The 17,267-nt window shown below is 70.4% G+C and carries 18 protein-coding genes and 3 tRNA genes; 9 read left to right on the top strand and 12 right to left on the bottom strand.

What is annotated here, in order from left to right:
- Nucleotides 1–385: 385 nt before the first annotated feature.
- The 7 genes from AC067N_RS25650 to AC067N_RS25620 form a co-directional block, all read right to left on the bottom strand.
- Complete coding sequence (locus tag AC067N_RS25650) at nt 386–1,831, bottom strand: MFS transporter (RefSeq protein ID WP_478681220.1); 1,446 nt, start codon at nt 1,829–1,831, stop codon at nt 386–388.
- Between the two features lie 84 nt (nt 1,832–1,915).
- Nucleotides 1,916–2,485, bottom strand: coding sequence for a TetR/AcrR family transcriptional regulator (locus AC067N_RS25645; RefSeq protein ID WP_478681219.1), 570 nt, complete (start codon nt 2,483–2,485; stop codon nt 1,916–1,918).
- Between the two features lie 104 nt (nt 2,486–2,589).
- On the bottom strand, nt 2,590–3,018 hold the full coding sequence (locus AC067N_RS25640; RefSeq protein ID WP_478681218.1) for a MaoC family dehydratase: 429 nt from the start codon (nt 3,016–3,018) through the stop codon (nt 2,590–2,592).
- A 7-nt stretch (nt 3,019–3,025) separates the two neighbouring features.
- Nucleotides 3,026–3,478, bottom strand: coding sequence for an FAS1-like dehydratase domain-containing protein (locus tag AC067N_RS25635; protein ID WP_478681217.1), 453 nt, complete (start codon nt 3,476–3,478; stop codon nt 3,026–3,028).
- A gap of 169 nt (nt 3,479–3,647) precedes the next feature.
- Nucleotides 3,648–3,812, bottom strand: a complete 165-nt coding sequence (rpmG, locus tag AC067N_RS25630; RefSeq protein ID WP_003948671.1) for a 50S ribosomal protein L33 — start codon at nt 3,810–3,812, stop codon at nt 3,648–3,650.
- 90 nt (nt 3,813–3,902) lie between these two features.
- A tRNA-Met gene (locus tag AC067N_RS25625) sits at nt 3,903–3,975 on the bottom strand.
- Nucleotides 3,976–4,021: 46 nt separating this feature from the next.
- Nucleotides 4,022–4,094: transfer RNA gene (locus AC067N_RS25620), tRNA-Thr, on the bottom strand.
- A 419-nt stretch (nt 4,095–4,513) separates the two neighbouring features.
- On the opposite strand from AC067N_RS25620, the gene AC067N_RS25615 reads away from it, so the two are divergent.
- Entirely contained in the window at nt 4,514–5,794 is a 1,281-nt protein-coding gene (locus tag AC067N_RS25615) for an amidohydrolase family protein (RefSeq protein WP_478681216.1), read from the top strand.
- Between the two features lie 259 nt (nt 5,795–6,053).
- Here the strand turns inward: AC067N_RS25615 and AC067N_RS25610 are convergent, their stop codons facing one another.
- Nucleotides 6,054–7,121: a hypothetical protein gene (locus AC067N_RS25610; protein WP_478681215.1), complete on the bottom strand. Its 1,068-nt coding sequence runs from the start codon at nt 7,119–7,121 to the stop codon at nt 6,054–6,056.
- Nucleotides 7,122–7,242: 121 nt separating this feature from the next.
- On the opposite strand from AC067N_RS25610, the gene AC067N_RS25605 reads away from it, so the two are divergent.
- Entirely contained in the window at nt 7,243–7,899 is a 657-nt protein-coding gene (locus AC067N_RS25605) for an SDR family oxidoreductase (protein WP_478681214.1), read from the top strand.
- A gap of 17 nt (nt 7,900–7,916) precedes the next feature.
- On the opposite strand, the gene AC067N_RS25600 is transcribed toward AC067N_RS25605, so the two are convergent.
- The 4 genes from AC067N_RS25600 to AC067N_RS25585 all read right to left on the bottom strand — a co-directional run bounded on the left by AC067N_RS25600 (nt 7,917) and on the right by AC067N_RS25585 (nt 11,431).
- The gene (locus tag AC067N_RS25600; RefSeq protein ID WP_478681213.1) at nt 7,917–8,123 is read right to left on the bottom strand and encodes a hypothetical protein; all 207 of its coding nucleotides are present in this window, start codon (nt 8,121–8,123) and stop codon (nt 7,917–7,919) included.
- 346 nt (nt 8,124–8,469) lie between these two features.
- A tRNA-Tyr gene (locus tag AC067N_RS25595) sits at nt 8,470–8,587 on the bottom strand.
- 1,378 nt (nt 8,588–9,965) lie between these two features.
- Nucleotides 9,966–10,631 carry a YdcF family protein gene (locus AC067N_RS25590; protein ID WP_478681212.1) on the bottom strand — a complete coding sequence of 222 codons (666 nt, stop codon included), beginning with the start codon at nt 10,629–10,631 and terminating at the stop codon, nt 9,966–9,968.
- The gene (locus AC067N_RS25585) at nt 10,628–11,431 is read right to left on the bottom strand and encodes a GntR family transcriptional regulator (protein ID WP_478681211.1); all 804 of its coding nucleotides are present in this window, start codon (nt 11,429–11,431) and stop codon (nt 10,628–10,630) included. The genes AC067N_RS25590 and AC067N_RS25585 overlap by 4 nt, the downstream gene beginning before the upstream one ends.
- 674 nt (nt 11,432–12,105) lie before the next feature.
- On the opposite strand from AC067N_RS25585, the gene AC067N_RS25580 reads away from it, so the two are divergent.
- The 7 genes from AC067N_RS25580 to AC067N_RS25550 all read left to right on the top strand — a co-directional run bounded on the left by AC067N_RS25580 (nt 12,106) and on the right by AC067N_RS25550 (nt 17,253).
- On the top strand, nt 12,106–12,375 hold the full coding sequence (locus tag AC067N_RS25580; protein WP_478681210.1) for a DUF6284 family protein: 270 nt from the start codon (nt 12,106–12,108) through the stop codon (nt 12,373–12,375).
- Nucleotides 12,372–12,821: a Pycsar system effector family protein gene (locus AC067N_RS25575; protein ID WP_478681209.1), complete on the top strand. Its 450-nt coding sequence runs from the start codon at nt 12,372–12,374 to the stop codon at nt 12,819–12,821. The genes AC067N_RS25580 and AC067N_RS25575 overlap by 4 nt, the downstream gene beginning before the upstream one ends.
- Complete coding sequence (locus AC067N_RS25570) at nt 12,818–13,702, top strand: protein spdB (RefSeq protein ID WP_478681208.1); 885 nt, start codon at nt 12,818–12,820, stop codon at nt 13,700–13,702. The genes AC067N_RS25575 and AC067N_RS25570 overlap by 4 nt, the downstream gene beginning before the upstream one ends.
- Nucleotides 13,703–13,723: 21 nt before the next feature.
- Complete coding sequence (locus AC067N_RS25565) at nt 13,724–14,041, top strand: hypothetical protein (protein WP_478681207.1); 318 nt, start codon at nt 13,724–13,726, stop codon at nt 14,039–14,041.
- A gap of 71 nt (nt 14,042–14,112) precedes the next feature.
- Nucleotides 14,113–14,352: a hypothetical protein gene (locus tag AC067N_RS25560; protein WP_478681206.1), complete on the top strand. Its 240-nt coding sequence runs from the start codon at nt 14,113–14,115 to the stop codon at nt 14,350–14,352.
- Nucleotides 14,353–14,454: 102 nt separating this feature from the next.
- Nucleotides 14,455–16,581 carry an FtsK/SpoIIIE domain-containing protein gene (locus AC067N_RS25555; RefSeq protein WP_478681205.1) on the top strand — a complete coding sequence of 709 codons (2,127 nt, stop codon included), beginning with the start codon at nt 14,455–14,457 and terminating at the stop codon, nt 16,579–16,581.
- 204 nt (nt 16,582–16,785) lie between these two features.
- The gene (locus AC067N_RS25550; protein ID WP_478681204.1) at nt 16,786–17,253 is read left to right on the top strand and encodes a hypothetical protein; all 468 of its coding nucleotides are present in this window, start codon (nt 16,786–16,788) and stop codon (nt 17,251–17,253) included.
- Nucleotides 17,254–17,267: the final 14 nt, after the last annotated feature.

Below are 17,267 nucleotides of genomic sequence, written 5' to 3'. Positions count from 1 at the left end.
CCGCCCCCGCCCCCCCCCCGGCCCGCGCGCCCCCCCCCCCCCGCCCCGGGGGGGGGGGGGGGGGGGGGGGGGGGCGCGGGGGGGTGTCCGTCCTCGGAACGGCGCGGAATCGGTCTCCGAGAAGCTGGACGAGTCGACGCGCCAACCGCTGCGGGCGGACACCCCCCGACACACCCCCTTACGCCCGTACGCGACTCACCCGCCGTCCCGACCGACGCCCGGACCGGCCTCCTACTTGGCTGCGGGCAGTCGTGCCGCTGGGGCGGCACGGGTGGGCGCAGCGGCAATGCGGCGTTGGAGGCTGCGTGGCCTCCCCCGGTCGGCACCAGGGCCGGGTGCCTGTGGTTGCCATGGACGGTGGGGGTGGGCGCCGCCCTCGCGGGTGCTACGCGGCGGCCTTTTGGGGGGTGCGGGCGGGCTTCTCCGGCGTGGGGGTGGGGGCAGGGGTCCGCCGCGGTATCGCCAGGGCAGCCGCTCCCGCGAGGGCCACCACCGCGGCGCCCACGACCAGGGCGGGCCGGAGGCCGTCCACGAAGGTCTGGGGCGTCTCGTAGCCGCCCTGCGCCGCGAAGATGGAGGACATGACCGCGATGCCGAGGGCACCGCCCACCTCGCGGAGGGCGTTGTTCGCGCCGGAGGCGATGCCCTGCTCGGTGGTGCGGACGCTGGACATCACCAGGTGGGAGGCGGGGGCGAAGAAGAGGGCCATACCGATGCCGCTGACGATGAGGCCCGGCAGCTGGGCGGCGTAGGAGACATCGGTGGTGACCACGTACGCCAGGTAGCCGAGTCCGGCGGCCTGGAGGAAGAGCCCCGTGGCGACGACCGGGCGGCCGCCGATCCGGTCGGCGAGGATCCCGGCGATGGGCGCGACGAGCATCGGCATCCCGGTCCAGGGCAGCATCCGCAGTCCCGCCTCGGTGGGCGAGTATCCGAGGACGCCCTGCATGTACTGGCTGAGCAGGAAGATCGAGCCGAACATCCCCAGGAACATCAGCATGCTCGCCGCGTTGATGCCGGCGAAGGCGCGGGACCGGAACAGCCGCATCGGGAGCATGGGGTTCGCAGCCCGGATGCCGTGGAGCACGAAGCCGGTCAGCAGCGCGGTGCCCGTGACGAGGCCCAGCAGCACCGGGCCGGCCGTCCACCCGTCGGCGGGGCCGCGGACCAGGCCGTAGACGATGCCGAAGAGGCCGCCGCTGGCCAGCAGGGTGCCGGTGATGTCGAGCGGGGCGCCGGTGCCGTGGGACTCGCGGAGGCGGAGTCGGGCGAGCGGGAGCAGGGCGAGGCCCAGCGGAACGTTCAGCCAGAAGATCCACTGCCAGGAGATGTGCTCGGTGAGGCTGCCGCCGATGAGCGGCCCGGAGGCGACGGCGAGGCCGTTGACGGCGCCCCAGACGCCGTACGCCATCCCGCGTTTCGCGGGCGGGACCGCCGCCGTGAGCAGGGTGAGCGTCAGCGGCATCATGATCGCGGCGCCGACGCCCTGGACCGCGCGGGCCGCGATCAGCGAGTCGATGCCGGGTGCCACGGCCGCCGCGGCGGAGGCCGCCGTGAACACCGTGATCCCCACGAGGAAGAGCCGCCGCCGCCCGAACCGGTCGCCCAGGGCCGCGCCGAACATCAGCAGGACGGCGAAGGTGAGCGTGTACGCGCTGACGGTCCACTCGAGGTCGTGCAGCTCTCCCCCGAGATCCTCCCGGATGGAGGGCAGCGCGGTCGTCACGACCAGGTTGTCCAGGGACGCCATGAATCCGGCGACGCTGGTCACGATGAGCGCCCAGGCGGCCCCTGAGCGGGTGGGTGTGGCGGGTGCTGTTTCCTTTGGCATTTCTCCCCCAGCGCGTGTTGGTTAGCTATTGATCAATAACTTTCGAGGGCATGCGGTGACTGCGACATCCGCCGTCACCGGCCGTCACTTCTCCAGCCGGCCCTTGGCGCGCGCCGACGGGTACATCCCTTCCCAGACCCGGTGTTCGGGCGGGAAGCCCATGGCCACCAGGCAGTTGACGAGCATGCCGTAGGCCAGGAAGAGCGTCGTCTCGCCGGCGTCCGCACCCAGGGGCAGGTGGACCGTGTCCCACAGGCGCATCCAGCCCGCCCGTACCGCCTCGCCGAACTCGTGGTCGCCCGCCTGCTCGGCCGCTCCCACGGCGACGTACGTCTGCATCTGCATCATCAGGCGTTCGGGGTGTTCGGCGATGACCTTGGTGTACGCGTCGGCCATGGCGTGCAGGGCCTCTTCGCCCTCCAGGCCCTCGGAGGCTTCGGCGAACGTGCGGATGGTGTCCTCCACGCACCGCTCCGCGGCCGCGAGGAAGATCGCCTTCTTGCCCGGGAAGAGCCGGAAGAGATAGGGCTGCGACACTCCGACCCGCTTGGCGATGGCCTCCGTCGACGTGCCGTGGTAGCCACCGCGGGCGAACTCGCTCATCGCCGCCCGGATGACGCTCTCGCGCCTCTCCTCCGCGCTCATCCTGACCATGCAAGAAAGTTAGTACTCAATCACTAACTAGGTCAAGGGGGCTTGGGACATGCGTAAGGGGCGCCTCCCGGGAGAGCGCCCCTCGCATCGCTTCCGGGCACCCGTCAGGCGAGGCGTACGACCGCGCGGGACATGCCCAGCACCTTCTGGCCCGCACTCATCGCGGTGAGGTCGACGCGGACGGTGTTGTCGTCGAGCTTGGCGCCGACCTTGGCGGTGACCTCGATGGTCGCGCCCTGGTCGTCGTTGGGGACGACGACGGGCTTGGTGAAGCGCACACCGTACTCGACGACCGCGCCGGGGTCGCCGGTCCAGTCGGTGACGACGCGGATCGCCTCGGCCATGGTGAACATGCCGTGCGCGATGACGTCGGGGAGGCCGACCTCCTTGGCGAACTTCTCGTTCCAGTGGATCGGGTTGAAGTCGCCGGAGGCCCCCGCGTACTGGACGAGGGTGGCGCGGGTCACGCCGAAGGTCTGGGTGGGCAGTTCGGTGCCGACCTCGACATCGTCGTAGGAGATCTTCGCGGTCATCGTGTGCTCACGCCCCTTCGGCCGCACGGGCCACGAGCTTGGTCCAGGCGGTGACGACGTGCTCGCCCGCCTCGTCGTGGACCTCGCCGCGGACGTCCAGGATGTCGTTGCCCGCCAGGGACTTGACGCCCTCGATGGTCGAGGTGACGGTGAGCCGGTCACCGGCCCGGACGGGGCGCCGGTACGCGAACTTCTGGTCGCCGTGCACGACGCGGCTGTAGTCGAGCCCCAGCTGGGGGTCCTGGACGACCTGCCGCGCGGCCTTGAACGTGATCGAGAACACGAACGTCGGCGGGGCGATCACATCGGGGTATCCGAGCGCCTTGGCCGCGCCCGGGTCCGTGTACGCCGGGTTGGCGTCCCCCACGGCCTCCGCGAACTCACGGATCTTCTCCCGGCCGACCTCGTACGGGTCGGTGGGCGGGTAGGACCGCCCCACGAAGGACTGGTCGAGCGCCATGGGCTCGGCACCTCCTGGTTGCTCAGCGGGAACGACGGCCGCCGGCCGGGGCTCGGCGGGCGACCGCGGGCCTGGCCCGTACCGGTCGGCAGTACCGGCCGGTACGGGTCACTCAACGACGCGAGGCCGTCCCCGATCTCTCGGGAACGGCCTCGTGTACGAGCCTTGTTTATCGCGTCTCGCGGTGCGCGGTGTGCGCGTTGCAACGCGGGCAGTGCTTCTTCATCTCAAGACGGTCCGGGTTGTTACGCCGGTTCTTCTTGGTGATGTAGTTCCGCTCCTTGCACTCCACGCAGGCCAGCGTGATCTTCGGGCGGACGTCGGTGGCAGCCACGTGAGTGCTCCTTGACGAACGGATGGGACAGGTTTAACGCATAGAAGAGTAGCCGATCGAAGGACCGACCCCACAATCGGCTACTGTCAGTAGCGGTGACCGGACTTGAACCGGTGACACAGCGATTATGAGCCGCTTGCTCTACCGACTGAGCTACACCGCTGTGATGCGATCGGACCCCGCCTGACGGCGGGAACCTTTCACACCAGAGCCCCAATACGGAATCGAACCGTAGACCTTCTCCTTACCATGGAGACGCTCTGCCGACTGAGCTATTGGGGCGAGCGATGAAGACATTACACGCCCCACCGCCGTTCGCCCAAATCCGTTTCCGGGCCCCGCTTCGCCGGGCTGCGCGGGGATCTTCCGGGAGGTGGGCCGGGGCTTCCGCCGCCCCTGTCCCGGTGCCCCGGGGGCCGCGGACGGAGCCCGTTCTCCCGGTGCTCGCGGTGGCGCCCCGGCGCAGAAACGACACCGGTACCGCACATGAACCACACCGGTACGACTATTGCGCTCCTCCGCGCCGAGGCCGGGCGGCCCGCCTAGGCTCGTCTCACTCTGCGTGATCTTGTGTCCCCTGCCTGCCGTCCCGTACGTCCCCGCAGCCCCCTCCGTCCCGGCCCTACCGTCCCCGTCCAGTTCGACCGTCCCTGTCCGCCTCCGCCGTCATGTGCAGCCGTCGCCGAGCCCCTGGGAGCGCGATGCCCGACAGCCAGCCGCAGCCGTCCCCCTCCTCGTCCGACCCGCCCTCGGGCCCGGACGAACCCGGCGCCCTGCTGCTGTGCGGTGCGCGGCTCACGGACGGCCGGGTCGTGGACGTCCGGCTGAGCGGCGGCCGTATCGAGGCGGTCGGCACGGCGGGGAGCCTGGGGACGGGGCGTACGGCCGTGTCCCGCGCCCCCGTCACGCGTGTGGATCTCGCCGGTCATCTGCTCCTCCCCGCCCCCGTCGAACCGCACGCCCACGGCGACACGGCCCTGTCGGCCGAGGTCGAGGGCCCGGTCCCGTACGACGGTCAGGACGTCCAGCGGCGGTTCACCGAGGCCGCACTGCTCCAGCTCGGGCATGGGGCCACGGCATTGCGCTCGCATGTGCACGTGGGGGACGTCCAGGGTCTCGGAGCGCTGGCGGCGGTGCTGCGGGCACGGCGTGCGCTGCGCGGGCTCGTCGAGGTCACGGCGGTGGCGATGCCACGGGTGCTGACCGGGGTGGCGGGGGCGGACGGGCTCGCGATGCTCCGGGACGCGGTGAAGATGGGCGCCTCCGTGGTGGGAGGGTGTCCCGACCTGGACCCGGACCCCACCGGGTACGTCGAGGCGGTGCTCGGCATCGCCTCCGAGCACGGTTGTCCCGTCGATCTGCACACCGACGCCGACGACCCGGCACGGCTCGCCCGGCTGGCGGCCATGGCGGGCGGGCTGCGCCCCGGAGTGGCCCTCGGCCCGTGCGCCGGTCTCGCGCGCCTTCCCGCCCCGGCCGCGTCCCGCGCCGCGGACCAGCTCGCGGCCGCCGGCGTGACCGTCGTCTCTCTGCCTCAGGGCGGCTGCGGCACTGTGGACGGCCTGGGGACCGCCCCCGTACGGCTGTTGCGGGCGGCCGGGGTGCGGGTCGCGGCGGGGAGCGGAGCGCTGCGGGACGTGTCCAACCCCGTGGGGCGCGGCGATCCGCTGGAGGCCGCCTATCTGCTGGCCTCGCGGGACGGGCTGCGCGTGGAGGACGCGTACGACGCGGTGAGCGGGGCGGCGCGGGCGGCCCTGGGCCTGCCCGAGGTACGTGTGGAGGCCGGCTTCCCCGCCGAGCTGCTGGCCGTGCGCGGCGACCGGCTCGCCGGCGTGCTCTCCCTGGCGTACAGCCGGATCGTCGTGCACCGGGGGCGTGTGGTGGCGCGCACCAGCGCGGTGAGGGAGTTCTGCGGGTCGGCGGCCGGGGTGGTGACGGATCTGCCTCGGCAGGGACGGGGGAAGCCGTTTTCGGGGGCGTAGGGGGTGTGGGTGTGCGGGGTGTGGGTGTGCGGGGTGTGGGTGTGCGGGGTGTGGACATGAGTGCGGGCACGCGCGCGTGGGTGCTTCGTGTGCTCCACGCGTGCGTGCCCGGTGTTGCCGAGTGGGCTCAACGGATGCCGGATACGGGGCCGGTGCTGGTGACCGGCACCGAAGTCGGTCGGCCGGCAGGCCCGTTGGGGGCGCCCGGCCCCCGGCGGGCCGGGCGTCGCCGTGGCGGCCCAGGGCGGGCGAGTGCGCGTCAGACGCCCAGCATGCCGCCGCCGAAGGGGCCGCCGAAGTCGTCGACCGGGATCTCGGAGGCGCCCTTGGGGGCGCTGATCCCGCCGGCCTTGCCGAAGGTGAGGACCAGGGGGGCCTTGGCGCCCTTCGGGTCGTCGGCGAGGACGGCGAGGTCGGTCTCGATCCGGGTCAGGTCGCCGTTCTTGATGGTGAAGTCGACGGCGACCTTCTTGTTCGGCGCGTCCTTCAGGTCCTTCGCCGTGGGGAGTTCGGCGCCCGGCGGCAGGTCGTCCTCGATCGGCTGGAGCTTGTCGAAGACTCCGGTGAGCAGTTCGCGGAAGTTGGCCTTGGCCGTGATGACCTCGGCGCCGTCCTTGCCGTCCTTGCTCTTGAAGTCGACCTCGCGGGCGATGACTCCGCGTACGGCGTCCAGGATCTTCTTCTGCGTCTTGGCGTCGAGTTCGCCCGGACCGCCGGAGCCGCCCGCCTTCTCACCGGCCTTCTCCAGGTCGGCGGTGTTGATCTTGACCCAACCGCCCTCGAAGAGCGGCTTCAGGTGCTGCTCGCTCTCGGGGAGTTCGTCGAGGTCCTGGGGCGACGGGACCGGCATGCCCATCGCATCGCCCATGGCCTCCATGTCGAGTCGGTAGTACATGTAGTCGCCGACGAGCCGGTATTCGGTGAAGACCCCTTCGTCGCCCGAGATCTTCATGCCGACACCGACGAGGTCCTTCTCCCCGGACTCCGCCAGCGGCTTCTTCGACCTGACCGTCACGTCGATGTTCAGCCCGGTGAAGAACTCCGCCATCTCCGGCGGCATTTCCTCGCCGTCCTCGCCCATCAGCGCGGTGAGGTCGTCCTGGTCGGCGTCGAGCCGCATGCCGAACGCCAGCGACTTCTGTTCGCCGAGCCGCTCGACGGCGGCGTCCACCTTCTGGCCCGCGCTGAGGTTCTGGACGGTGCCGCACGCGGCGACCGTCACGAGCACGGCGGCGGCGCAGCCGACGCCGGTGAAGGCGCGGCGGAAGACGGGCGCCCCGGCGGCGGATGCGCGCGCCACGGACGTACGTACGACGGATGTGTGCATGACGGTGATGACTTCCCCCTATGTTTCCGGCGCTCGCCGACACGGCGAACATTGTTGAGACGCCTGGGGCACCCGGATGGTTGCGCGGCAAACACATTCGTTCGGGCGTACGGTCGAGAGCATGCGCATTGTCATCGCTGGAGGACATGGTCAGATCGCGCTGCGGCTGGAGCGGCTGCTCGTCGCGCGCGGGTACGAGGTCGCGGGGCTCATCCGCCGCGCCGAGCACGCCGACGATCTGCGCGCGGCCGGCGCCGAGCCGGTGCTCTGCGATCTGGAGTCGGCCTCGGTGGAGGAGGTCGCCGCGCATCTGCGGGGTGCGGACGCCGCCGTGTTCGCGGCGGGCGCCGGCCCCGGCAGCGGCGCGGCCCGCAAGGACACGGTGGACCGGGGCGCGGCGGTCCTGTTCGCGGACGCGGCGGTGCGGGCGGGGGTACGACGTCATCTGGTCGTTTCGTCGATGGGCGCGGACCCGGACCACGAGGGCGACGAGGTCTTCGACGTGTACCAGCGGGCGAAGGGCGAGGCCGACGCGTACGTCCGGGGCCTGGACGCCCTGGACTGGACGATCCTGCGCCCGGGTCAGCTGACGGACGACGCCGGCACCGGTCTCGTACGCCTGGAGGCGTCCACGGGGCGCGGTCCCATCCCGCGCGACGACGTGGCCGCGGTCCTGGCGGAGCTCCTGGAGACCCCGGCCACGGCCGGTCTGGTCCTGGAGACGATCAGCGGTTCGACACCGGTCTCCGTGGCCGTGAAGTCGGTGGCGGGCAACTGAGGGCTCGGCGGAGCAGGTCAGAAGAGGGGCAGCTGACCGGGGAACTCGGGGACGGCGTATCCGTCGAGCGCGGGCTGGGCCGCCCCGATCTGGGCCGGTCTGCGCGATCCGTGGCAGGACACGAGTTCCCCGCTCGCACCCGGCGGGTCGTGCCGCGCGAACCGTCCGGCCACGACGGCGATCTCACGACGGCACTCGGGGCAGTTCCTGCGACGCGACGACATGGGGCCAGTGTGCCCGGTGACCGCGCGCGGAGCGGCACGGCTGTCCGCGCCACGTCACGGACGTGAGTGACGCGCCGCGGGCACCCCCAACCGGCCACGCCGCGGGCACCCCCAACCGGCCCTGCCCGCCCCCGCGTTCGCAGCGGCATGCGATCGCGCGCCGAGGCCACCGGCCGGCGCTTCCACGACGGGCCGCTGCCCGGCCGTGACCGGCGGCGTCGACATCGGCCGGGACCGCGTGAGACACGTCACCTCGCCCGGGTCACACCCGAGCGGGGGCGATCCCACAACGAAGAGACCCCCTTCGATCCGCTTCTCAACGGATCGAAGAGGGTCTCCCTCCACGTGGCGGCGCCAGGATTCGAACCTGGGTAGGCTAAGCCGACGGATTTACAGTCCGTCCGGCGATCACGCTGTGACCTGGGGTTTGCGCCTGTCAGTAACCTGCCTACCCCACAACCACCCCATATGGCCGCACTACAAGTGGCAAATCGCCTACATATCAGGGGAGGGCCGGTATGCCGACGGCACGACGTATGTGCCAGGTGGCGGGCTGACCGACGAAAGGCGGGTCTCTGGGAGCGGGACGCCGCATTCAAGGTCGGTAAACTCTGAAAATCGCGCGGCCCGCCGGTCCGTCAGCAAGTCGAAAGACCCTGATGTCCGATTGAGGCTAACTAGCCTTTGTGATGATACCGCCGCTCACGGCAAAGGTGAGTGGCGGGCAGGCGACGTGGGAAACTCCTGTGGACTTCCAAACCGAGGGATAGCGCACGATCCCCTTGCCGCCCCCGTCGGGGACGCACGTCACGGTCGCCTTGTAGTGCCCGCCATTGCTGTTGCGGCAGTGAGCCTGCCAGCCATCGTCCCACCGACTGTTGGAGCACCCTGTCGGCCAGGCCCTGATGGCTGCGTCGACCGATGCCGACGCGTACCCCACAGGGGCCGCATTGGCTGTTCCTTGAAGTCCGAGAGTGAAACAGGCCGCTATTCCCGCGGCGACGAGAAGGCTCGAATGCTTCTTCTTCATTACACAACTCCTCTCTCTGGGTGATCCGGTCACTTTATTAGACCCGGGTCTCGATTCCTGCAGAAATGGGCCTGGAGTCCCCCTGACAGTAAGCCCGGGAGTCTCCCGTCTGCTTCCAAGGGCCCACCATGACGTGCACCTTCCCTTCCGGGTACTTGCACCTGGCGAGGGCTCGGTAAGAGCCCCCATTGTCATCCCGGCAACTGGCGACGCTTCCCCACCTTTCCCAGACTTGATAGTGGCAACCGGTGGGTCGCGCCAGGATGTCAGCGCCAGAAGCTGATGCAGGCGCTGCAATACCGATCGAAAACATTCCGACCAGCAACATCCCAAAGGCCCGAGTGGCGACAGTCCGCCGATTGAGAACGGTCTTCAGCAACTTCTCCACCTACTCTCACTGCGATAAATGTCCATAATTTTGCCCGACGAGAATGCAGGAGGGATGGCGTTGCTCTTGATATCGCCCCCGCATGACCATGACCATTTCATGGCCAATGAGGCCCAGACAAGCATGGAGCAATATTCTGAGGATTATTTGAGCTTCGTGTCGCCGAATGCCGAACAGGAGTAGAGGGTTGGTTTTTGGCCACATGATGACTTGAATTCGCGCGGGTCATTTCGTCCGTGCTTACTGTCCGCCCGGCAACCACGCCACGACCTGGGAATTTCCCCCTGTCGGCGCCCTACTGCCTCGTAAGCACCCCGCATGGCCGCCATCGTGAGCGAGCGACCCGCCTACGGGGCCTCCCCAAGCCCGTTCCGTCAGCCGCGGAACCGGAGCCCTAGCCGAACGGGTCCCGCGCCGACCGCCATCAGGCCCGATCTGCCGTTTCGGGCACGAGACGGGTCGTGAAGCCTTCGCCGCACAGTCGCTCGTAAGCGGCTAGAACATCGTCGGGAATCTCTTGCTCGATCATGAACCCTTGCTGGGGGTACACCATGAGTCGCTGCTGAGCGCCGACAAGCATGTCAATAACGAGACGCGCGTCCCCGATCGAGTCGACGTAGTCGGGGAGCGTCATGGGGGTGGACGCGCTCACCCATTCGATCTCGGGCCAAAGCTTCCGGGCTGTGGCGTACGCGCGCCGTTCCTCATACGGCTTGCTGACTAGTAGGGCGGATGAGACGGGGATGCGCCGCTCTTCGAGCAGGGCCCGGGAGAAGCGGATGTTCTCGCCCGTATTCCGAGCGTTCGGCTCGACGAGGATGACGCTCGCGGGAACACCCAGCTCCACCGCGCGGTCCCGGTAGTGCTCGGCTTCGCCCCGGGGCATCCGGTCGCGGGTTGTCCGACTGGTCGCTCCGGTGAGGAGAACGACCGGCGCCATGCCCCGGTGGAAGAGATCTGCAGTGGCGTCGGCCACCCCAAGGTCATGGCTGCCGAGTCCTATGGCCACCGAGCACGGGCGCGGCTCATGGCCCATCAGCTGGAAGTCCCAGAGCCGCTGAGCGTCCGCCCATGCCTGAGCCGAGATCACTTGCTCTTGCCCTCCGTTGCAGCCGAGTCGGGGACCTTAAAGTCGTACGACCACGCGAAGCGCGTTGCCGCGTGGACTCCGACGGCGAACTCTACGACCGTCCCGTCCGCTGTGTACGTGGTGCGGTGCAGTTCTACCACCCACTCACCCGGTGACAGTTGGAGTAGCTGAGCCTCTTCGGCGGTGGGCACGCGTGCGAACAGTTCCTCGCGCATGTGGTCGATCTCGTACCCGGCGTCATAGAGGACACGGAAGCCGCCGCCGCGACCCGCCGGGCCAGGGGTCGGGTCGACGATGCGCGTGCCTTCCACGTGCTCGGGGCGGTAGTAGCTGGTCAGTGTGTGGGTGGGTTGGGTGCCCTCCTTCACGAGCCGTGCGCGCGCGTAGACGTCCGCGCCCTCGGGGAGTCCGTGGGCTTCGGCCACGGCCGCCGGCGCCTTCACCCGGCTGACGCTCTGGGTCTGCTCGTTCCGGCTGTAGGTGCGGCCGGACGCCACGCGGTCCGCGATGAAGGCGACTTCGTCGCCGTCCCGCCACTTCGCCTTGTCGTACCGGGCGATACCAAGCCGCTTGAGCGGCGACTTCTGGCGTACGACGGTGCCGTGACCGCGAGTCATGGTCACCAGGCCCTCAGCTTCGAGTGCCTTGTACGCACGGTGGACCGTCTCCTTAGAACCTTCGCCTGCATCCACAAGCTCCCGAATTTGCGGAAGCTGCTGGCCAGACTCGTACTCGCCGTTCCTGATCTGCTCGCCGAAGCGGTCGGCCAGGTCCCGCCACTTCGGTGCCTTGGGTGCCACGCAGAACTCCTCTCGACATGTCCCAGTGAAGCACACAGTCCTAGGACTGTTGACAGTCCTAGGACTGCGATGCATTCTCTTCCCAGGTTGCTCGCAGTCCTAGGACAGCGAGTCGAAGGGGTCCTTCTTTGGGCTTCCTTCGGTGCCTTGTCGGTTCGGGATTGCTCGTGCAGTTGGGGCCCTGAGCTGGTCGTTCTTTGAGAACTCAACAGGGAGTCAAGTTCGACGGGGCCTGAGTCCCCGTCCCCGTGACGGCCGGGTGAGGACCGTCGACGGCCGCTCGCGGTCGTTCTGCTGGCGCCGAGCAGTGCGAATAGGGCGCCCCGACACCTTCGAGGCTCGGGACCGGACGGCCGTGGCGACGGCACCGGTGAAGCCCTCGGATTCCCCTTCGTCTCCGATCGGAGGTCCCCGTGACCCGTCGAAGACCCTCGGGGCCGCCCCGCTGGACCGGCGCGGCGGTATACCCCACGCGTCACCTGACCACTTCCGCCGCGCGGTGAATGCGGCGGCCGGTTGCCTGCCTCGCCCGTCCGGGCCCGCGTGCTGCGCGGGGCTCGTACGGGCGGGGTCGAGGGGAGCCGGACATCCAACTCCAACGGCGCGCGGCCCCGGTGCGGGAACACCGGGGCCGCTGTTCGGGCCGTTCACCCCTGCGAGAGGAACACGACCCAATGAAGCACATCGTGACTGTTCAGGACGCTGTTACGGCGTTCGCCGACTGGATGGAGCCGACCAGCGCGGAGCTGGACGCGATCGAGCTGGAGGCCCCGCTGATCCTGGCGGAGGTGGACCTGTTGGACTCGCAGATCAAGGCCATGGACCGCCCCGCGAACGAGGTCGACGCCCGCCGCATCCGCCGGGCCCGGAACCGGGTGCTGGCCGCGCGGCGGGACGTGGCCAACCGCACCGTCGGCGCGATGCTGCCGGGGGGTGTCGCGTGAGCGCCCCGCACACGAAGCTGACCGCCGCGCATGCCGAAGTGAAGGCGGAGATCACACGGACGGACACCAAGACCGGGCTATTGCTCGCGTTCGTCGGTGCGGTGCTCGCCGGCACGTGGACCGTGGCCCGTGACCTGCCCCTGAACCTTCCCGCCTATGTCGCGGGCGGGTTGGGGGTGGTGCTGCTGGTCGGGGCGGCCGGGCTGCTGCTGCGCTCGAGCCGCCCGAACCTGCGCGGTCGGCACGGGTTCCCGCTGTGGGCGGCGCTGACCGCCGAGGAGATCACCGCCGCCGTCAGCAGCAGGGATCTCGGGGCGGACGTCGCCGGACTGTCCCGGCTCGCGGTGGTGAAGTTCACCGCCCTGCGCCGCGCGGTCGACCTCACCATGACCGGCGGCGCCCTGCTCATCCTCGCGGCCCTGCTCACGGCGGGGGGTGCGCTGTGAAGGCCCGGACGGTTCTGCCCGCCGTCGCGATGACGGCGGTGTCCATGGTGCTCGCCCTCGCGGTGGTGGTGATGTGGCTCGGTGCCGTGATGCCGTGGCCCGTCGCCCTGGTCGTCGGTCTCGGGATCGACGGCGGATGGCTCGCCACCCTCGCCTACGAACGCCGCCTCGCTGCGCAGGGCGACCACAGCCGTCCGGTGACCGCCGTTGGCTGGACGTTCGGCCTGCTCGCCACGGGCGTGCTGGTCGCGCACGCGCTGACCGCTGACCAGTCGCGCGGTGCGTGGCTGGCCGTGGCGTGGCTGCCGGTAGCGGCCAAGGCGTTGTGGCTGGTGCACGGGTTGTGGGAGCGCACCGCGCTGACCCCTGTCGCGCTGGAGGCCATCGCGGGCATCCAGCAGGAAGCCCGCGACGAAGCGGCCGTAGCTCGGGCCCGACTGCGGGCGGAAGCGGCCACCGAGGAGACCCGGCTGACGGCCGTGACGGCCGCCGGGGCGCGCGTCGCACGCGTCCAGGCCAAGACCGCCGAAGCCCTCGCGGGGGCGTGGTCGACCTTGGAGGCGGCGCGGCGCGGTGAGGACACAGGCAGGGCGCTGACCAGCGTGACGGCCCGCGTCACGCCCGACGTCACACCCGCGTGGGAGCTGCCCGTGTGGGGCCCCACAGAGCCTGTTGCCGCGCTTCCGCCGGGGGACGGCAACGCTCTGTCCGATGCGGCGCTTGACGCGCTGGTGGACGAGATCCGGCACAGCGAGACCCCGGCCCTGTCCTACCGCGAGATGGCCATCCGCTTCCGCGCGGCCGGCCACTCCGCATCGGAGATGCGCCTGCGCGCCGCATGGAAGCGCGTCGTGGCCCACCCCTCCCGCTCCGCACCGTGACCCTCTGAGGAGTCCCGAATCATGGGTAAGCCCGACACCCGCAGCATTGACCGCGAGATCCGCCAGACGAACCGCAAGTTGGAGGCGGTCCGCCGGGGCGAGATGTGGCCCCTGAACAGTGCCGAGCGGCGCGCAGTCCTCGGTGCGCTCGCCGGGGGCTCGTACCGGGTCCTGCGCGGCAAGAGCGCCACCCGGCAGGAGAACCGGCTGGAGTCCGTCTCCGAGCAGGCCGTCACCCGGCTGACGGCCGAGATCACCGCCCTGCACATCGAACGTCAGCGGATCGTGCGCGAGCACGCCGCCGACAAGGTCGCCAAGAAGGCGTCCCGGTGGTGGTGAACCCGCGCCCCGCGAGCGGCCGTTGCCCGTCCGCGCACCCCGAAGACCCTACCCCGTGCGGCGGTGAGGTCGTGGTGACCGTGCTCGACCGCTTTAATGCCGGGGCGGGCGGATGCGAGCACCACGCCGCCCGCCTGCTCGCTTCCCTCGACCGGGGCCGCGTCTGCGCCCTGCCCGACGCCCTGCCCGGTGCGGCCGTCCGCGTGTTCCAGGCCGCCGACGGCATCCGCCCGTTCTGCTGGCTCGACGGGCCGCGCACCGAGCCGTCCCAGCTCAGCCACGCGGAGAACCGCGCCCGCCACAGCCGCTGAGCCATCCCCGCCCCGCCCGCCCCGGTTGCCGGGCGGGGCGCCTTTCGCCGACCCCCTCGCCGACTTCCCGCCCCGCTTGGGGCAGTCAGGAGTGCTCCCGTCATGGGTGACAACGTCGTTCACCTGCACAAGAACCTCGAAACGTCGACCGACCCTGTCCCTGTGACCACGCTGACCGTGGTCCCCGACCCTGCACCGCCCGCCCCCGTCCCGCTGTGGGTGCGTTCCGGCCGCGCGGTGAAGACCGCCGTCACCCACGAGAACACCCGCACCGCTGCCCGCGCGGTGGTCCGGCACGGCCTCTACACGTTCAACGGCGGGCGGATCGTGGCCCGCCGCACCTGGGACGGCCGCACCGGTTCCCGCTACGAGCGGATGATCCGCGCGGCGGAAGCCGCGGGGAACCTGGAAGCGGCCGAGGAGTGGGAGGAGCGGTTGCAGCGCTTCCGCGACGCCCGCCACCGCCGCCGCATGGACCTGCTCCACTCACCCGTGGACGCGGCCAAGGGCGCGCTGGTCGGCACCGGCATGGGCATCGGCGGACTGGTCGCCCTCGGGGTCGTCCTGGCCATCGCCAACAAGGACGTCACCGACGTCGTCACGCCGCTCATGGCGGTCATCGAGTTCATCGGCCTGCTCATCACCATCGTCCAGGTGGTGTGGGGCCCGCTCATCTCGATCGGCCCGTTCCTCGCCCTGCTCGCCCTGTGGGCGGTCGGCAGCAAGCAGCAGGCCGCGCCCCAGTGGGCTCTCCCCGCCCACGTCCGCAACGGTGAGGGCGAGCCGATCACCCCGTCCATCGTCGTCAAGGCGCTGCGCGACCTGGGTATCCCCGCCCTGCGCAACGCCATCAAGGACATGGGTGACGCCGGCGCCTCGATGCTCTCCCCGATCGTGATCGCCGGATGCGGGGTCGAGGTCGACGTCACGCTTCCGTCCGGGGTGTCCACCATCGAGGTGCAGCAGCGGCGCCGCAAGCTCGCCGAGAACCTCTCCCGGCACGAGCACGAGGTGTTCATCACCATCCCCGAAGCGGCCCGCACCGTCCGGCTGTGGGTCGCCGACTCCGGGGCGCTCGATGAGCCGATCGGCCCGTCCCCCCTGGTCACCGACGAGACGATGACCGCCGACTACGCCAAGGGCCGTGCCCCCTGGGGACAGGACCTGCGCGGCGACGCCGCTTCCTTGAGCCTGTATCAGCGGCATCTGCTGATCACCGGTCTGTCGAACCAGGGCAAGACCGCCTCGCTTCGGGCGCTCGCGTTGTGGGCGGCGCTGGACAAGCGGGTTGAGTTCCGGATCGCCGACCTCAAGGGCGTGGGCGACTGGGCCATGTTCGACGGCCTGGCCACCGTGCTCATCCAGGGCCCGACCGATGAGCACGTGATCGAGGCGACCGAGATGGTGGAGGACGTCCTGGAGGAGATGAACCGCCGGATTGAGGCGCGGCGGCTCGACCCCGGCGCGGTGTTCGACCCGCTGATCTGTGTCGTGGACGAAGCGCAGGTGGCGTTCATGTGCCCGGCCGTCGACGACGACAAGCGCCCCTATGGCGGGTCCAAGGCCACGTCCCGGTACTTCATGGGCGTCCGCAAGATCCACAACCAGGGGCGTGCGGTGGATGTGCTGATGTGGCAGGGCACCCAGGACCCAACGGACCAGAATCTTCCCAAGCTGGTCCGCGAGGGTGCCCACACCCGCGCTTCCCTCGCGCTGGGCACCGAGTCGCAGGCCGTCATGGCGCTCGGTGAGAAGGCCGTCAACGGCGGCGCCGCCCCGCACCTGCTCCGTCAGGGGCTGGACAAGGGAACCCTGGTCGTCGCCTCCGACGGGATCACCATCCCCAAGGGCCAGTCGTCGCTGACGGTGCGGACGCACTACATCGACGACGACGAGGCCAAGGCCATCACCGACCGGGCCAAGGCCATCCGCGACGGCGTCACCACCCTGCACAGCATCGACCGGGGCGAGGAGCGGGACCCGCTCGCGGATGTCGCCGGCGTCATGGGCGACGCCGAACGCTCCTACACCCAGGACGTCCTCAAGCGGCTTGCGGTCCTCAGCGAGGACGCCTACGGCGGGTGGACCTTCGGCGACCTCAAGCGCGTCCTGGAGGCCGCCGGGGTGGAGGCGTACAAGTCGCACGGCCGCATGACCGTCCGCCGCGACGACGTCGCCCGCGCCCTCGCCGACCGCGACACCAAGGCTTCCGCTTCCGCCGACGGGTAGCGGGGAGGCGCACCCTCCCGCGCCGGGGAGGCGGGGAGAACTCCCCAACCGCCTCCCCACCCTGCCTCCCCCACGTTGATCAGCGAAAACGCCGCTTCGGGGAGGCGGGGAGGCACCCCAGGTCACACCCCTGAAACCCCCTCCACAGCCACCCCGACAGGGGGTGTCCCTGCCTCCCCAACCGAGCACCGGAAGGGATTCCGCATGTACCCCGAGCACACCGACACGGCGCCCGCCGTCCGGGCCCCGAACGTCCACCACCCCACCCCGATCACCCCCGCCATCGCCCCCTACTCGCCGCCCCTCGCCCCCGTCCAACCGCACACCGTGCCGACCGTCGCGAGCGTCGTTCTCCCCGACGGGCGGGTCGTCACCGGCTACGCCATCGAGCCCGCCAAGACCGAACCGGCCGCGGCCAAGCCGCCCGTCTCCCGCGCGGCCGTGAACGTCGCGCTCGGAGGCGTCGGGTTCCTCGCCGTGTGCGGCGGACTGCTCATGCTCACCACATTCATCACGGCCCTGACCGCGTTCGTCACCCAGCTCGTCACCCTCGCCGCCGTGCTGTTCGGCGGATACATCGCGGTGCAGGTCTTCAAGCCCACCGACGCCAAGAGCGGCAACACCTTCCACATCCGCAAAGCGATCTTCAAGCGCAACCACTTCAACGGCTGACAGGGAGCCCCTAC

Source organism: Streptomyces sp. NPDC042364 (assembly GCF_056437585.1).
Note: the sequence above shows the minus strand (reverse complement) of the source record. Positions and strands in the feature narration are given on the sequence as shown.

What these genes read in the sequence shown, in the direction of transcription:
- AC067N_RS25650 (WP_478681220.1), bottom strand. Translation starts at nt 1,831, where the DNA reads ATGCCAAAGGAAACAGCACCCGCCACACCCACCCGCTCAGGGGCCGCC.
- AC067N_RS25645 (WP_478681219.1), bottom strand. Translation starts at nt 2,485, where the DNA reads ATGGTCAGGATGAGCGCGGAGGAGAGGCGCGAGAGCGTCATCCGGGCG.
- AC067N_RS25640 (WP_478681218.1), bottom strand. Translation starts at nt 3,018, where the DNA reads ATGACCGCGAAGATCTCCTACGACGATGTCGAGGTCGGCACCGAACTG.
- AC067N_RS25635 (WP_478681217.1), bottom strand. Translation starts at nt 3,478, where the DNA reads ATGGCGCTCGACCAGTCCTTCGTGGGGCGGTCCTACCCGCCCACCGAC.
- AC067N_RS25615 (WP_478681216.1), top strand. Translation starts at nt 4,514, where the DNA reads ATGCCCGACAGCCAGCCGCAGCCGTCCCCCTCCTCGTCCGACCCGCCC.
- AC067N_RS25610 (WP_478681215.1), bottom strand. Translation starts at nt 7,121, where the DNA reads ATGCACACATCCGTCGTACGTACGTCCGTGGCGCGCGCATCCGCCGCC.
- AC067N_RS25605 (WP_478681214.1), top strand. Translation starts at nt 7,243, where the DNA reads ATGCGCATTGTCATCGCTGGAGGACATGGTCAGATCGCGCTGCGGCTG.
- AC067N_RS25600 (WP_478681213.1), bottom strand. Translation starts at nt 8,123, where the DNA reads ATGTCGTCGCGTCGCAGGAACTGCCCCGAGTGCCGTCGTGAGATCGCC.
- AC067N_RS25580 (WP_478681210.1), top strand. Translation starts at nt 12,106, where the DNA reads ATGAAGCACATCGTGACTGTTCAGGACGCTGTTACGGCGTTCGCCGAC.
- AC067N_RS25565 (WP_478681207.1), top strand. Translation starts at nt 13,724, where the DNA reads ATGGGTAAGCCCGACACCCGCAGCATTGACCGCGAGATCCGCCAGACG.
- AC067N_RS25555 (WP_478681205.1), top strand. Translation starts at nt 14,455, where the DNA reads ATGGGTGACAACGTCGTTCACCTGCACAAGAACCTCGAAACGTCGACC.
- AC067N_RS25550 (WP_478681204.1), top strand. Translation starts at nt 16,786, where the DNA reads ATGTACCCCGAGCACACCGACACGGCGCCCGCCGTCCGGGCCCCGAAC.